Origin of the sequence: Pseudomonas sp. NPDC087697 (genome assembly GCF_044743155.1) — a bacterium.
Lineage (GTDB): Bacteria > Pseudomonadota > Gammaproteobacteria > Pseudomonadales > Pseudomonadaceae > Aquipseudomonas.
This window is the reverse complement of the sequence record NZ_JBIUVW010000021.1, coordinates 18,624-31,992: the sequence shown is the minus strand read 5'-3', so window position 1 is coordinate 31,992 and position 13,369 is coordinate 18,624. Positions and strand designations below refer to the sequence as shown.

General features: G+C 59.4%; 18 protein-coding genes. 10 read left to right on the top strand and 8 right to left on the bottom strand.

The window, feature by feature from the left end:
* Positions 1-79: 79 nt before the first annotated feature.
* Positions 80-370: a YheV family putative zinc ribbon protein gene (locus tag ACIPIN_RS16110; RefSeq protein ID WP_401120127.1), complete on the bottom strand. Its 291-nt coding sequence runs from the start codon at positions 368-370 to the stop codon at positions 80-82.
* On the bottom strand, positions 367-2,445 hold the full coding sequence (gene prlC / locus ACIPIN_RS16105; protein WP_401120126.1) for an oligopeptidase A: 2,079 nt from the start codon (positions 2,443-2,445) through the stop codon (positions 367-369). Before prlC ends, ACIPIN_RS16110 begins: the two co-directional genes overlap by 4 nt.
* 76 nt (positions 2,446-2,521) lie before the next feature.
* Here prlC and ACIPIN_RS16100 point away from each other — a divergent pair, with 76 nt between their 5' ends.
* The 3 genes from ACIPIN_RS16100 to ACIPIN_RS16090 all read left to right on the top strand — a co-directional run bounded on the left by ACIPIN_RS16100 (position 2,522) and on the right by ACIPIN_RS16090 (position 4,402).
* A complete protein-coding gene (locus ACIPIN_RS16100) occupies positions 2,522-3,067 on the top strand; it encodes a gamma carbonic anhydrase family protein (RefSeq protein ID WP_401120125.1) in 546 nt (181 codons plus the stop codon).
* 27 nt (positions 3,068-3,094) lie between these two features.
* A complete protein-coding gene (locus ACIPIN_RS16095) occupies positions 3,095-3,745 on the top strand; it encodes an HAD family hydrolase (RefSeq protein WP_401120124.1) in 651 nt (216 codons plus the stop codon).
* A 198-nt stretch (positions 3,746-3,943) separates the two neighbouring features.
* Entirely contained in the window at positions 3,944-4,402 is a 459-nt protein-coding gene (locus ACIPIN_RS16090) for an REP-associated tyrosine transposase (protein WP_401120122.1), read from the top strand.
* Positions 4,403-4,544: 142 nt separating this feature from the next.
* Here the strand turns inward: ACIPIN_RS16090 and ACIPIN_RS16085 are convergent, their stop codons facing one another.
* Positions 4,545-5,621, bottom strand: coding sequence for an aminopeptidase (locus ACIPIN_RS16085; protein WP_401120121.1), 1,077 nt, complete (start codon positions 5,619-5,621; stop codon positions 4,545-4,547).
* Between the two features lie 59 nt (positions 5,622-5,680).
* Here ACIPIN_RS16085 and ACIPIN_RS16080 point away from each other — a divergent pair, with 59 nt between their 5' ends.
* Both ACIPIN_RS16080 and ACIPIN_RS16075 read left to right on the top strand, forming a co-directional pair.
* A complete protein-coding gene (locus ACIPIN_RS16080) occupies positions 5,681-6,097 on the top strand; it encodes a hypothetical protein (RefSeq protein WP_401120120.1) in 417 nt (138 codons plus the stop codon).
* A gap of 40 nt (positions 6,098-6,137) precedes the next feature.
* Positions 6,138-6,557 carry a hypothetical protein gene (locus ACIPIN_RS16075; protein WP_401120119.1) on the top strand — a complete coding sequence of 140 codons (420 nt, stop codon included), beginning with the start codon at positions 6,138-6,140 and terminating at the stop codon, positions 6,555-6,557.
* Between the two features lie 6 nt (positions 6,558-6,563).
* Here the strand turns inward: ACIPIN_RS16075 and ACIPIN_RS16070 are convergent, their stop codons facing one another.
* Complete coding sequence (locus ACIPIN_RS16070) at positions 6,564-6,797, bottom strand: DUF1161 domain-containing protein (RefSeq protein ID WP_401120118.1); 234 nt, start codon at positions 6,795-6,797, stop codon at positions 6,564-6,566.
* Positions 6,798-6,924: 127 nt separating this feature from the next.
* Positions 6,925-7,356, bottom strand: coding sequence for an OsmC family protein (locus ACIPIN_RS16065; protein ID WP_401120207.1), 432 nt, complete (start codon positions 7,354-7,356; stop codon positions 6,925-6,927).
* A gap of 241 nt (positions 7,357-7,597) precedes the next feature.
* Between ACIPIN_RS16065 and ACIPIN_RS16060 the strand changes: the two genes are divergently transcribed.
* The gene (locus ACIPIN_RS16060) at positions 7,598-8,599 is read left to right on the top strand and encodes an LLM class flavin-dependent oxidoreductase (protein WP_401120116.1); all 1,002 of its coding nucleotides are present in this window, start codon (positions 7,598-7,600) and stop codon (positions 8,597-8,599) included.
* Between the two features lie 68 nt (positions 8,600-8,667).
* Here ACIPIN_RS16060 and ACIPIN_RS16055 read toward each other — a convergent pair whose 3' ends face one another.
* Complete coding sequence (locus ACIPIN_RS16055; protein WP_054594911.1) at positions 8,668-8,889, bottom strand: DUF1161 domain-containing protein; 222 nt, start codon at positions 8,887-8,889, stop codon at positions 8,668-8,670.
* 132 nt (positions 8,890-9,021) lie between these two features.
* Positions 9,022-9,237 carry a dodecin gene (locus ACIPIN_RS16050; protein ID WP_123427033.1) on the bottom strand — a complete coding sequence of 72 codons (216 nt, stop codon included), beginning with the start codon at positions 9,235-9,237 and terminating at the stop codon, positions 9,022-9,024.
* Positions 9,238-9,391: 154 nt separating this feature from the next.
* Here ACIPIN_RS16050 and ACIPIN_RS16045 point away from each other — a divergent pair, with 154 nt between their 5' ends.
* Positions 9,392-9,718 carry a YqjD family protein gene (locus ACIPIN_RS16045; protein WP_401120114.1) on the top strand — a complete coding sequence of 109 codons (327 nt, stop codon included), beginning with the start codon at positions 9,392-9,394 and terminating at the stop codon, positions 9,716-9,718.
* Here the strand turns inward: ACIPIN_RS16045 and ACIPIN_RS16040 are convergent.
* Positions 9,715-10,608 (bottom strand): LysR family transcriptional regulator, encoded by an 894-nt coding sequence (locus ACIPIN_RS16040; protein WP_401120113.1) that lies wholly within the window; start codon positions 10,606-10,608, stop codon positions 9,715-9,717. The two genes, ACIPIN_RS16045 and ACIPIN_RS16040, sit on opposite strands and share 4 nt — an antisense overlap.
* Before the next feature lie 112 nt (positions 10,609-10,720).
* Here ACIPIN_RS16040 and trpB point away from each other — a divergent pair, with 112 nt between their 5' ends.
* The 3 genes from trpB (at position 10,721) to ACIPIN_RS16025 (ending at position 13,329) form a co-directional block, all read left to right on the top strand.
* Positions 10,721-11,956 (top strand): tryptophan synthase subunit beta, encoded by a 1,236-nt coding sequence (gene trpB / locus ACIPIN_RS16035; RefSeq protein ID WP_401120111.1) that lies wholly within the window; start codon positions 10,721-10,723, stop codon positions 11,954-11,956.
* Positions 11,956-12,768 (top strand): tryptophan synthase subunit alpha, encoded by an 813-nt coding sequence (gene trpA, locus ACIPIN_RS16030; protein ID WP_401120110.1) that lies wholly within the window; start codon positions 11,956-11,958, stop codon positions 12,766-12,768. The genes trpB and trpA overlap by 1 nt, the downstream gene beginning before the upstream one ends.
* 123 nt (positions 12,769-12,891) lie before the next feature.
* Entirely contained in the window at positions 12,892-13,329 is a 438-nt protein-coding gene (locus tag ACIPIN_RS16025) for an anti-virulence regulator CigR family protein (protein WP_401120109.1), read from the top strand.
* Positions 13,330-13,369: the final 40 nt, after the last annotated feature.

Below are 13,369 nucleotides of genomic sequence, written 5' to 3'. Positions count from 1 at the left end.
GCAATAGGGAATGGTAGTGCTGGATAAATACCGCCCTTGAGCACTCAGGCTCAAAGGCGGATTTCAACGCGCGGAATGATCAGGAATGATCGTCGGGCTTTTTCTTCAGCTTTGGATTGGGGAAGAACTGCACAGCCTGAACCTTGGCGTCCGGGACCTTCAACGCGGTGGTGTTGACCCGCGTTCCCAATTCCTTGGGCACTGACAGACCTTGCTCGTTCAGCGTGTCGGAATAACCGCAGGCCACGCATTCGCGGTGCGGCACATCGTCTTCGCTCCACATCATCAATTTGTCCGGCTCACTGCACGCCGGACAGACTGCTCCGGCGATAAAGCGCTTCTTGGTTTTGCTCACAGGCCCGTCACTCATGCTGCCGCGCCCTCGTTGAGGCCGCTGTGGCGCAAGAGTGCGTCAATCGACGGCGCACGTCCGCGGAAATCGACGAACAGCACCATCGGCTCCTGAGAACCACCACGGGCCAGGATCGCCTCGCGGAACGCACGACCGGTGGCCGCGTTGAGCACGCCTTCTTCCTCAAACTTCGAGAAGGCATCGGCCGACAGTACTTCAGCCCATTTGTAGCTGTAGTAACCCGCCGCGTAACCGCCGGCGAAGATGTGCGCGAAACTGTTGGGGAAACGGTTGTAGGCCGGCGGACGCATCACCGAAACCTCGTCGCGCACGCCTTCGAGCACTTGCAGCACGCTACGGCCGTCGCCATGAGTGGCGTGCAGTTCGAAGTCGAACATCGAGAACTCCAGCTGACGCACCATCATCAGTCCGGACTGGAAGTTCTTCGCCGCGAGCATTTTTTGCAGCAGGTCCTGCGGCAGTGGCTCACCGGTTTCGTAATGACCGGAGATCAACGCCAGGCCTTCCGGCTCCCAGCACCAGTTTTCCATGAACTGACTTGGCAACTCGACCGCGTCCCAGGCCACGCCGTTGATACCGGACACACCGGAATATTCGACGCGGGTCAGCAGGTGATGCAGGCCGTGACCGAATTCGTGGAACAGCGTGGTGACTTCATCGTGAGTCAGCAGGGCAGGCCTGCCGCTGTCAGCCGGAGTGAAATTGCACACCAGATTCGCCACCGGGCTTTGCAATACGCCTTCAGCGGTGCGACGACGGTCGCGCGCGCCGTCCATCCAGGCACCGCCACGCTTGTTGGCGCGGGCATACAGGTCGAAGAAGAAGCGCCCGACGTGCTGGCCGTTTTCCTTGATTTCGAACAGGCGAACGTCCGGGTGCCAGGTGTCGAAGCCTTTCAGCTCGGCGATTTCGATGCCATACAGACGCTGGACGATGGCGAACAGGCCACTCAGTACTTTATCGATCGGGAAGTACGCACGCAGCGTTTCCTGGGCAACGCTGTAACGCTGTTCACGAAGTTTTTCGCCGTAGAAACCGCTGTCCCAGCTTTGCAGATCCGGGCAGCCCTGTTCGGCGGCATAAGCCTTGAGCTGTTCCAGATCCTGCGCGGCAAACGGTTTGCTGCGTTTGGCCAGATCGCGCAGGAAGCTCAGTACCTGATCGCTGGATTCGGCCATTTTGGTCGCCAGGCTCAGCTCCGAGAAACTGGCGAAGCCCAATAGTTTTGCAAGCTCCTGACGCAGGTCGAGGATTTCTTCCATCACCGGGCTGTTATCGTTCTGACCGGCGTTCGGGCCTTGGTCCGACGCACGGGTACAGTAGGCGGCGTAGACTTCTTCGCGCAGCGCGCGGTCATGGGCGTAGGTCATCACCGCGAAGTAGCTCGGGAATTCCAGGCTGATCAGCCAGCCATCCAGATCTTTGGCCTGGGCGGCGGCAGCCATCTGCGCCTTGGCTGAATCGGTCAGGCCGGCGAGAGCGGCTTCATCGGTAATGTGTTTGGTCCAGGCTTGGGTGGCATCGAGCAATTGGTTGGAGAAATGGCTGCCCAGCTCGGACAGTTTGCTCTGCACCTCGGCATAACGCTTTTGCTCAGCCTCTGGCAGGTCGATACCCGACAGACGGAAGTCACGCAGCGCGTGTTCGAGAATGGTTTTTTGCGCGACGTCGAAACCGGCCGCTTCCGGGCTGCTGACCAAGGCTTCGTACGCCTGGAACAGTTCACGGTTCTGGCCCAACTCGGTGGCGTAGGCGCTCAGTGCCGGCAGGCAGGACTCGTAAGCCTCACGCAGTTCGGCGCTGTTGCACACGGCATTCAGGTGACTGACCGGGCTCCAGGCCGCGCCCAGACGATCGTTCAGTTCGTCCATCGCCAGTACCAGACCGGCCCAGGTCGGCTGTTTACCCTGGGTTTTGAGGATCTCGGCGATGGCGACGCGGTTGTCCGCGAGGATCTGTTCGATGGCCGGTTGTACGTGCTCGGCGCGGATCGCCGAGAACGGCGGCAGGTCGTAGGACTGCAGAAGAGGGTTGTTCACGCTCACGGTTGGCACCTTGGCTGGTAGAAACATGCTGGAAGAAACATTGCCCCATCTTAATTACAATCGACGCCCACCGCAGCTATCAGCAAAAGAGAGAGAGCCTATCGTGTCCCTTCGCAAGTACCAGAACCACACCCCCGTTCTTGGCAAAGGCGTATTTGTCGACGGCTCGGCGGTGGTGATCGGCGACGTCGAAATAGGCGAAGACAGCTCGGTCTGGCCGCTGACCGTGATCCGCGGCGACATGCACCGCATCCGCATTGGCCAGCGCACCAGCGTGCAGGATGGCTGCGTGCTGCACATCACCCACGCTGGCCCCTTCAACCCCGACGGCTTCCCGCTGCTGATCGGTGACGACGTGACCATCGCCCACAAAGTCATGCTGCACGGCTGCTCTGTCGGCAACCGGATCCTGATCGGCATGGGCAGCATCGTCATGGACGGTGCCGTGGTCGAAGACGAGGTGATCATTGGCGCTGGCAGCCTGGTGCCGCCGGGCAAACGCCTGGAAAGCGGTTTCCTCTATGTCGGCAGCCCGGTGAAACAGATCCGCGCGTTGACTGACAAGGAACGGGCGTTTTTCACCTACAGCGCGGCGAATTACGTGAAGCTCAAAGACCTGCATCTGGCCGAAGGCTACGACCAGCTCTGACACCGGCAGACTCACTCAGGAATGTTCATGCATTACCAAACCGTTTTATTCGACCTCGATGGCACTCTGACCGATCCGCGCGAGGGCATCACCCGCTCGATCCAGTTCGCCTTGAGCAAACTGGGGATCGACGAGCCTGACCTGACCAAACTCGAACACTTCATCGGCCCGCCGTTGCTGCAAGCCTTCATGCAGTTCTACGACTTCGACGAGCCCAAGGCCTGGGAAGCGGTGAATTTCTATCGCGAGCGCTTCAAGGTCACCGGCTTGTATGAGAACCGGGTGTTCGACGGCGTCACGCCACTGCTGGAAACCCTTAACGGGCAAGGGCGGCAGCTGTACATCGCGACGTCGAAGCCGTGGATTTTCGCCCGGGAAATCGCCCGGCACTTCGGTTTTGATCGGCACTTCAAAGTGATCTACGGCAGCGAACTCGACGGCACCCGCACCGACAAGGTCGAGCTGATTGCGCATTTGATGGCTGAAGAAGGACTCGATCCAGGCACCACGCTGATGATCGGCGACCGCAAACACGACTTGATCGGTGCCAAACGTAATGGGCTGGACGCGGCAGCAGTGGGTTATGGCTTCGGCAGCCACGAAGAATTGAGCGCAGAACAGCCGGCGTATCACTTCGAGACGCTGGCCGAGTTGCATCAGGCCTTTTTGCAGCGCTAGTTGCACCGCCATCGCGAGCAAGCCTTGCTCCTACGGTTTTGTGTCACCCCATATTTTTTGGTCTCGCCATGCCCCGTAGGAGCAAGGCTTGCCCGCGATGGCGTACTAGCAGACACATCCTGAGCAACAGTTGCAGACCCAATCCTCTTTTATCGTCCTAGCCTCAGATGCTGAGGCCACGATCAAGGAGGATCATCAATGCCAGCGTCGCATCATGCACATCGCCTGCGTACCGGGCGCCATTCAGAGTCAGGACAAATCTACTTGCTGACAGTGGTTGTCCGGAATCGACAGAAGGTGTTTGCCGACTTTCAGCAGGGTCGACTCGTGGTCGATGCACTCAAGAAGGCTCAACAAGAGCAATTCGCTGACACCTTGGCCTGGGTTGTCATGCCAGATCATTTTCACTGGCTGATTGAGCTGCAGAACATCCAGCTATCGGCATTAGTGGCGCGCACCAAATCACGAATTACAGTGACGCTGAATCGCTCGATGAAACGCCAAGGTCCACTATGGCAACCGGGTTACCACGACCGGGCAATTCGCAAGGAAGAGGACTTGCAGGCCGTGGCCCGATACATCGTCGCCAATCCCTTGAGGGCAGGGCTGGTCAAGAGAGTCGGAGACTATCCGCTATGGGATGCGGTGTGGTTATGAGCTGAACGTGGCGAACATTCACCGGCCTCATCGCGGGCAAGCCTTGCTCCTACGGTATGGCGTCGTTCCCATATTGATGCCCGGCATCATCCCGTAGGAGCAAGACTTGCTCGCGATGGCGTCAGTTCATCCAACGCAAATCTCAAAGGGCTGCCAACGCCTTCAACGCAGCCTTGCGTTGTTCTACCGGCAACGCACCCAACTTTTCGACCGCCGTATAGAACTTCAGCCAATCCCCACCCGATTGTTTGAACACCACGGAAAACGCCGGCACCCATTGGTCATACAGTCCAAATGGCAGCAACTTGGCGTTGTTCATCGGGGAATTGATCCAGGCATCAAAGCGCTTTTCGCCGGCCCATTGGCTGTCGCGCAGGGTTCGGTACTCGCTGCGCAAGCGCTCGAACTCGGCCGCTTTACGCTGGCGCATCTGTTCGGTCGCCAGAGGCAACGCATAGAGTTTTTCGAGCCGCGCACGGGTATCCAGAACCAGCTGGGTAAATTGATCGCGTGGCTGTTCCTGGGCCTTACTGGCCGGCGGCAAACCTCGCGCCGCGCGCCATTGGCGAGTGCCTTCCTGTTCGACGAAGGTGGCGTAAGACTCGTTGAACTCGGTGTCGTCCTTCACGTAAAACCGCTGATGCGCCAACTCATGGAAAATCAGCGTCGCCAGTCGCTCGTCGCCCCAGCTCATCATCGAACTGATGATCGGGTCGTTGAACCAGCCCAGGGTCGAATAGGCTTCAACGCCACTGATCGACACGTCCATGCCTTGCAGACGCTGCAGCGCCGCGTCGCCTCGCGCGGCGCTCTGGCTGTAGTACCCGCGGTAGGCCACGCACCCGGCAATCGGAAAGCAATGGTTCTGCGGCTTGAGGGAAAACTCCGGCGTGGCGAACACATTCCACACCACGAACGGACGGCCGATGTCGGCATAGAGGCGATAACTTTTGTTGTCGGGCAGGTGCAACCGCTGGCTGGCGAACTCGCGGGCCTTTTGCGACTGAGCCAGGTGCGCGCGCAGTTTCGCGTCACGCGCAGGGTCGGCAATTACCTCGCTCACCGGCTCTCGCGCCCGCAACAAACTCCACTGGCCGCTGGCCAACTGGCTGTAGTAACTGACGCTCGTGCAACCGTTGAGCAGTAAAAGCAGCGTAGCCGGAAACAAAACGCGCAAAACGCGATCAAGTAACCGATGGCTTGGAAGCGGCTTGATCACATCGAATCATCCTTGGGGAGTCTGCCCGCAAGACTATCTCGCCTGACTGGAGCTTCGCTATGCGCGCGTTAATGCTGACTGCAAACCTGCTGATGTTGGCCGGCTGTGCTGGACTGCCCAAACCCGACCCGACGCAAGCCTGGATCGACCTCGGCCCCCATCAACACGACACCGTGCTGCAAGCGCTGGAAGTCGATGCCAAGGCGTCTGCCGATAAACGCTACTTCGAAGTTCCACCGGGTAGCCATGAGCTGAAAGTGCGTTATCAATTCGCGGTAGCACCGACGAATATCGGCCCCGACGCCGAACCGTTGTGGCGTGATTGCCAGTTGAGTGTGAAATTCAACGACTTCAGCGCCGGCCAGCGATATCAGCTGCAAGCAGGGAATATCGGTTTCCAGCCGTGGGCCAAGCTCTACGATCAGCAGCGAAAAGTCGTTGGCCAAGCGCATCCGGCAGGCTGCCGGCACACCTGATCGGCGCTATGATTAATCTCTGACCACCCGGAAATTGATCATGCGCAGGATTCTGCTTTTTCTCACCATCAGCTCGCTGGCCGGCTGTATGACCCCGTTGCCAGCCGCGAACCCGAACATGGCCTGGGTCGACTTCGCCATGCCGACGCCCGGGGGCAAAGTCCTCATGGCCGAGAGCCTGGACAAAAAGACCCTGGATGACGGGCGATTCTTCCAGGTCACGCCAGGCAGCCATGAACTGAAGGTTCGCTTTGACTTCGAGGTGCTTTCCGGAGGCTTTGGCATGGACTTCGACACGCCAGACCGACTGTGCTACCTGACCGTGCGTTACGATCATTTCGAAGCCGGCCAACGTTACCTGCTCGAAGCCCGCTCGCTGGCCTTCACGCCCAGCGCCCGGCTGTATAACGCCAAGCGCGAACTCCTCGCCGAAGGTAGCGAGACTTTTTGTGTGCAGTAAGGCGAATTATCTATCGTTCTTCTGGTAGATGATCTTCTTGGTGCCGTTTTCGCAGGTGCCGACCACCATGTTCTGGTCATGCACTTCATCATTGCTGACAATCTCCAGCGTGTAGGACGACACGTTGTTGGCCTGGATCTTCGCTTCAATTTCGGCCTTGAGTTCTTCACACGATTTGGGGACCGCCAGGGCCGATGTGGCCAGCACGCTGCAGATAACCGCCAAGGCAAAACGTTTCATGGTTGAAGCTCCCTTTAGGCAGCGCGCACAGTCATGCGCTGAAGCTGCTGTCACTTATTCGACCACAGTTTTACCACGCGAGTTCTGATTTGAAGCAGCTGGAGTGCCAGCTGCTTCGGGGGAGCGGTCAGCTTACGAGTGTCGCATCGAGTGTGATTTTGGCATTCAACACCTTGGACACCGGGCAGCCTTCTTTGGCCTTTTTGCTCAGTTCTTCGAATTGCTGCTGGCTGGCACCAGGGATTTTCGCTTTGAGCGTCAGGTGCACAGCGGTGATCGCAAAACCACCATCGACCTGATCCAGTGTCACCTCGGCATTGGTGTCAATTGTGTCGGCCTTGAGGCCAGCCTCACCGAGAATCATCGAAAATGCCATGGAGAAACAACCTGCATGAGCTGCGCCGATCAGCTCTTCCGGATTGGTGCCCGGGCCACCTTCAAAGCGTGCCTTGAAGCCATAAGGTGCATTTTTAAGGACTCCGGTTTCGGTCGAGATAGAACCAAGGCCGGTTTTCAGATCACCGACCCAATGCGCCGATGCTTTCTTTTTGATACTCATCTCTGCCTCCTCAAAATCCGGCGCGAGGGTCGCGCCTTCATGGTTTTCGGTTGCCAGGGTTCTGAGGATAGAAGACTGGGCAAAGTTCACCTTGTCGGATCGAACCACTTATCTGGTCGGCAAATTCATGTCTGCTATTGAAACTCGGGTATATGCCCACATTGCATAGAGCACGCTCATGCATTCGGCAGGTTTTCGTTGGTGAGAAAAGCCTGCGTACCCTCATTGGAGAAGCCGGCTTATGAAACAACTGTCCGATATCAAGTTCTCGACGCTGGACCTGGTGCCCGTCCGCGAGAACGGCAGCCCCGCGCAATCGCTGCGCAACTCGCTGGACCTGGCGCAACACGTCGAGAAGTGGGGCTACAACCGTTTCTGGGTCGCCGAACACCACAACATGGATGGCATCGCCAGCTCCGCAACGTCAGTGCTGCTTGGCTATCTGGCCGGCGGCACGTCGAGCATTCGTGTCGGTTCCGGTGGCGTGATGCTGCCCAACCATGCGCCGCTGGTGATCGCCGAGCAGTTCGGCACCCTCGAAAGCCTCTATCCGGGGCGAATCGACCTCGGTCTGGGCCGCGCTCCGGGCTCCGACCAGATGACCGCCCGCGCCTTGCGCCGTGAACGCTCCGGCAGCGCCGACGATTTCCCGGAAGACGTGGCCGAACTGGTGCGCTACCTGGGCCCACGCACACCGGATCAGCGCATTATCGCGATGCCCGGCACCGGCACCAATGTGCCGGTCTGGCTACTGGGCTCCAGCCTGTTCAGCGCGCAACTGGCCGGCGAACGCGGTTTGCCTTACGCCTTTGCCTCGCATTTCGCACCGCGATATATGCATGAAGCGATTCGGGTTTACCGCAATCACTTCAAACCTTCAGCCGTACTGGATAAACCCTACGTGATGCTCGGCGTACCGCTGGTTGCCGCCGACACCGACGAACAAGCCGATTACCTGGCGACCTCAGTCTACCAACGAATCCTGGCGCTGATGCGCGGCCAAAGCCTGGTTCAGCGTCCACCGGTGAAAACCATGGACGGCCTGTGGTTGCCTCATGAGAAAGAAGCCGTCGGTGATTTCCTGGGTCTGGCCATGATCGGCAGCCCGGCGAAAATTCGCGGCAAACTTGAAGTGCTGATCGAGCAGACTCAGGCCGACGAGTTGATCTTCACCAGCGACCTGTACGAACACGCCGATCGCCTGCATTCCTACGAACTGCTGGCGCAAGTGATGAAGGGCTAAGCCCCGAACAGCGCCCAGAAAAAAGCCGACGCCATGGCGTCGGCTTTTACATAAACAACGGACTCAATCTACTTCTTGTAGACGATGACCTTCTTGCCTGCCTCGCACTTGCCGACCACTTTGCCGCCCGCAGCCGCGCCTTTATCAACGATTTCCAGCGAATAGTTTTTGGAGCCCTTGGCGTCGATTTTTGCCGCAATTTCGCTTTTCAACTCTTCACACGGTTTGCCCGCCGCGAAGGTTGTTCCCGCAATGCTCAACAAACCTACCGCCAAAATAAATTTCTTCATCGGTCACATTCCCTGGTCGGATCAAAAGGGGTAAGCGTTAACACTTGAGCGTCTATTGCCCAAGACGAAGTAGCGCTCTGCCATACCCTATGGCAATCGGCCAGCGCACAAGTTCAGAAGCCTAGCTCAACCTCAGCTATTGGCAATCCGGAACCCGACTTTGAGCGTCACCTGAAAGTGCGCCGCCTGGCCGTCCTTGATGTGCCCACGGGTTTCGGTGACCTCGAACCATTCCATGTGCTTGATACTTTTGCTGGCCTCGGCCAAGGCGTTGTTGATGGCCTCTTCAATGCTGGTAGGGGACGAGCCAACCAGTTCGACTTTCTTGTAGGTGTGATGGTCAGTCATGGCGTTCTCCTTGATTAGTGATTAGAGCCTAGCAGCGATTTTCCGTATTTCTTGTGGCTGCCATTCCTAAGTGCAGGTTCAGATTTACTGCACTTTCCCGAACCGCTGGAGTCCCAACCAACACACGCCACTCAATCAATGCAGGAGAGTCATCATGGCCAACACCTCGTTGCGTAAAGCCTCATTGCAAAGCATGGAAGCCGAGATCGAGAGTCTGCTCAAGTCGTTGGAAAGCCTGAAGAGCGATGCATCGGACGAGTCGCTGAAAACCCTCAAGGCCCTCAAAAGCAACGCCGAGAGCGCGCTGAAGCATTCGCGCCACCTGCTCAGCGATGCGTACGAAGAAGTCAAAGTCAAAACCCGCGAAACCGGGATCGCCACCCGCGATTACGCCCAGGAGCACCCGTGGACCACCGCCAGCGTCGCGGTCGGTGCCTTGGGTTTGCTGGCGGCGTATCTGCTGTACAAACGCGGTAATTAAAGGGTTTGGCGCAGCTCGTTTTTCAGCCACTGCGCCAACTGCCGAGCGCGCCCGTCCGCGGCGCGCTTGGGTAGCCACAACGCCAGTTGCGCCGGGGTTTCGCTAAACCCCCACGGCGCAACCAGGCGACCGGCCTTCAAATCTTCGGCCACTAGCGGCTCAGGGGCGATCGCCACGCCCAACCCCGCCACCGCCGCCTCCAGCAAATAATACAAATGCTCGAAACCCTGTCCGAACTTCAACGCTTTGGCGTCGAGGCCGTTGCGCTGCGCCCAACTGGGCCAGGCTTGCGGGCGTGAAGTGGTGTGCAACAAGGGTTCGTTGAGCAGCGCAGCAGCCGGCGCCTGGCGCAAGCTGTCGTAACCGGTAAAGCGAGGGCTCAACACCGGGCCGATACGCTCGCTGGCCAACTCATAAACCTGCATGTCCGCAGGCCACGGCGGCTCGGCAAACACCAGCAAGGCATCGAGCCCCGGCCGCCTTGGATCGAGATCGCCTTCACCCGCCGACAGGTGCAAGCGCAAGTCCGGCAGATCGGCATTCAACCGGCCCAGACGTGGAATGAACCAGCGCGCCAGCAAGCTACCGGAGCAGCCGAGTACGAACGGCGCGTCGGCGTGGCCTTGCGTCAGCTCACCGCAAACGGTGCGCAAACGCTCGAAGGCCTCGCTGCTGGCATCGCGCAACCGCACGCCGGCATCTGTGAGTTTCAGGCCGCGTCCATCCTTGACGAACAGGCTCACCCCCAGATGCTCCTCCAGCACTTTCAGCTGTCGACTGACCGCACCGTGGGTCACGTGCAGTTGCTCCGCAGCCTGACTGACGCTGTTCAAGCGGGCAGTGGCCTCGAAGGCGCGCAGAGCGTTCAGCGGGGGAAGGTCGTGGCTCATTGGATCTGTGAGTTTTCCTGACAGGTTACGGCGATCTTATCGGTTTTCAGCTGTGGATGTCAGGGGTAGAGTGAACGCCATTGTCATCTCACGCATTCACCTGGAGCGCCCCATGACCCAGACTAATCTGCGCAACGGCCCTGATGCCAACGGCCTGTTTGGCGCGTTCGGCGGCCGCTACGTTGCCGAAACCCTGATGCCGTTGATCCTCGACCTGGCCCGCGAATACGAAGCGGCCAAGGAAGATCCAGCATTCAAAGAAGAATTGGCCTACTTCCAGCGCGACTACGTCGGTCGCCCGAGCCCACTGTATTTCGCCGAACGCCTGACGGAGTTCTGCGGCGGCGCCAAGATTTACCTCAAGCGTGAAGAGCTGAACCACACCGGCGCGCACAAGATCAACAACTGCATCGGCCAGATCCTGCTGGCGCGGCGCATGGGCAAAAAACGCATCATCGCCGAGACCGGCGCCGGCATGCATGGCGTGGCGACCGCCACCGTGGCCGCACGTTTTGGTCTGGACTGCGTGATCTACATGGGCACCACCGACATCGAGCGCCAACAGGCCAACGTGTTCCGCATGAAACTGCTGGGCGCCGAAGTGATCCCCGTGGTTGCCGGCACCGGCACCCTGAAAGACGCGATGAACGAAGCCCTGCGTGACTGGGTGACCAACGTCGACAGCACCTTCTACCTGATCGGCACCGTGGCCGGCCCGCACCCTTATCCGGCGATGGTCCGCGACTTCCAGGCGGTGATCGGCAAGGAAACCCGCGAACAACTGCAAGCACAGGAAGGCCGTCTGCCGGACAGCCTGGTGGCGTGCATCGGCGGCGGTTCCAACGCCATGGGCCTGTTCCACCCGTTCCTCGATGACAAAAGCGTCGAAATCATCGGCGTTGAAGCGGCAGGTCATGGCATCGAAACCGGCAAACATGCGGCCAGCCTGAACGGCGGCGTACCGGGCGTGCTGCACGGCAACCGGACCTTCCTGTTGCAGGACGACGATGGCCAGATCATCGACGCTCACTCGATCTCCGCCGGCCTCGACTATCCGGGTATCGGCCCGGAACACGCCTGGTTGCATGACATTGGCCGCGTCCAGTACACCTCCGTAACTGACCACGAAGCCCTCGACGCCTTCCACAAGTGCTGCCGCCTGGAAGGGATCATTCCTGCACTGGAAAGCGCCCACGCCCTGGCCGAAGTGTTCAAACGCGCACCGACCTTGCCGAAAGATCACCTGATGGTGGTCAACCTGTCCGGCCGTGGCGACAAAGACATGCAAACCGTGATGCACCACATGGAACACTCCCAACAAGAGCAGTCCCAGCAGGAGAAACACTGATGAGCCGCCTGCAAACGCGCTTCGCCGAACTCAAAGAACAGAACCGCGCCGCCCTGGTGACGTTCGTCACCGCTGGTGACCCGAGCTATGACACCTCGCTGGCGATCCTCAAAGGTCTGCCGGCGGCCGGCGCCGACGTGATCGAGTTGGGCATGCCCTTCACCGACCCGATGGCCGACGGCCCGGCGATCCAGCTCGCCAACATCCGTGCCCTGGGCGCCAAGCAAAACCTGGCGAAAACCCTGCAAATGGTTCGCGAGTTCCGCAAAGACAACAACGACACTCCGCTGGTGCTGATGGGTTACTTCAACCCAATCCACTACTACGGCGTACCGCGCTTCATCAGCGATGCCAAAGAAGCCGGTGTCGACGGTCTGATCGTGGTCGACATGCCGCCCGAGCATAACGCCGAGCTGTGCGACCCGGCGCAAGCGGCAGGCATCGACTTCATCCGCCTGACCACTCCGACCACCGACGATGTGCGTCTACCGACTGTGCTCAATGGCAGTTCCGGTTTCGTGTACTACGTGTCGGTGGCCGGTGTGACGGGCGCTGGCGCAGCGACCTTGGAACACGTCGAGGAAGCCATGGCCCGTTTGCGTCGCCACACCGACCTGCCAATCAGCATCGGTTTCGGCATCCGTACACCGGAGCAAGCGGCGTCCATCGCCCGCCTGGCAGACGGCGTGGTGGTGGGTTCGGCGCTGATCGACCACATCGCCAATGCGACGACACCTGAGCAGGCGATCGACGGTGTACTGAGCTTGTGCTCGGCGTTGTCCGAAGGCGTGCGTAAAGCCCGCGTCAGCTGAAAGTAAAGTTCCTGATACAGAGGAATTAGCGCCCGGCGCCACAGACTAAATAGCAAGACCCAGGGGTTCAGAACCGAGTTCTGAGCCCCTTTTTTTGCTGTGGATGCTGTGAGGAAGACCCAAATGAAAATGCCCAAACGCCTGATCGCCAGCCTGGGTGTATTGATGCTCAGCGCCACCCCCTTGCTCCACGCAAGCGCTGATGAACGCGACGATCACGAGCATGATCGTGGCGGTCCACAGTACGAGCATCGCGGCGAGGAACACCGTGAGCATGGCCCGGAATACAGACGGCCACCGCATGACTTCGGCCCGGTGCGCGAAGTGATCCGCGTCAACCACGGGTATTTCGTACGCGGCGCACCACCGCCGCCGGGCATTCGTTGGGTCAGAGGCCAGCCCTTGCCGCGCGGCTACTACGGCGAACGCCTGGACGACCGCGCCCTCTCGCGCTTGCCGTACTACCCAGGTTATGAATGGCGACGCATGGGGGGTGACATCGTGCTGATCGCCATGGGCAGCGGGGTGGTTTATGAAGTGCTGGAAGGCGTTTTGTACTAAGTAGCACGCCCGTGGCGAGGGAGCTTGCTCCCGCTGGGCC

What these genes read in the sequence shown, in the direction of transcription:
- ACIPIN_RS16095 (WP_401120124.1), top strand. Translation starts at nt 3,095, where the DNA reads ATGCATTACCAAACCGTTTTATTCGACCTCGATGGCACTCTGACCGAT.
- prlC (WP_401120126.1), bottom strand. Translation starts at nt 2,445, where the DNA reads ATGTTTCTACCAGCCAAGGTGCCAACCGTGAGCGTGAACAACCCTCTT.
- ACIPIN_RS16060 (WP_401120116.1), top strand. Translation starts at nt 7,598, where the DNA reads ATGAAACAACTGTCCGATATCAAGTTCTCGACGCTGGACCTGGTGCCC.
- ACIPIN_RS16050 (WP_123427033.1), bottom strand. Translation starts at nt 9,237, where the DNA reads ATGACTGACCATCACACCTACAAGAAAGTCGAACTGGTTGGCTCGTCC.
- trpB (WP_401120111.1), top strand. Translation starts at nt 10,721, where the DNA reads ATGACCCAGACTAATCTGCGCAACGGCCCTGATGCCAACGGCCTGTTT.
- ACIPIN_RS16055 (WP_054594911.1), bottom strand. Translation starts at nt 8,889, where the DNA reads ATGAAGAAATTTATTTTGGCGGTAGGTTTGTTGAGCATTGCGGGAACA.
- ACIPIN_RS16070 (WP_401120118.1), bottom strand. Translation starts at nt 6,797, where the DNA reads ATGAAACGTTTTGCCTTGGCGGTTATCTGCAGCGTGCTGGCCACATCG.
- ACIPIN_RS16080 (WP_401120120.1), top strand. Translation starts at nt 5,681, where the DNA reads ATGCGCGCGTTAATGCTGACTGCAAACCTGCTGATGTTGGCCGGCTGT.
- trpA (WP_401120110.1), top strand. Translation starts at nt 11,956, where the DNA reads ATGAGCCGCCTGCAAACGCGCTTCGCCGAACTCAAAGAACAGAACCGC.
- ACIPIN_RS16110 (WP_401120127.1), bottom strand. Translation starts at nt 370, where the DNA reads ATGAGTGACGGGCCTGTGAGCAAAACCAAGAAGCGCTTTATCGCCGGA.
- ACIPIN_RS16045 (WP_401120114.1), top strand. Translation starts at nt 9,392, where the DNA reads ATGGCCAACACCTCGTTGCGTAAAGCCTCATTGCAAAGCATGGAAGCC.
- ACIPIN_RS16090 (WP_401120122.1), top strand. Translation starts at nt 3,944, where the DNA reads ATGCCAGCGTCGCATCATGCACATCGCCTGCGTACCGGGCGCCATTCA.
- ACIPIN_RS16025 (WP_401120109.1), top strand. Translation starts at nt 12,892, where the DNA reads ATGAAAATGCCCAAACGCCTGATCGCCAGCCTGGGTGTATTGATGCTC.
- ACIPIN_RS16065 (WP_401120207.1), bottom strand. Translation starts at nt 7,356, where the DNA reads ATGAGTATCAAAAAGAAAGCATCGGCGCATTGGGTCGGTGATCTGAAA.
- ACIPIN_RS16075 (WP_401120119.1), top strand. Translation starts at nt 6,138, where the DNA reads ATGCGCAGGATTCTGCTTTTTCTCACCATCAGCTCGCTGGCCGGCTGT.
- ACIPIN_RS16040 (WP_401120113.1), bottom strand. Translation starts at nt 10,608, where the DNA reads ATGAGCCACGACCTTCCCCCGCTGAACGCTCTGCGCGCCTTCGAGGCC.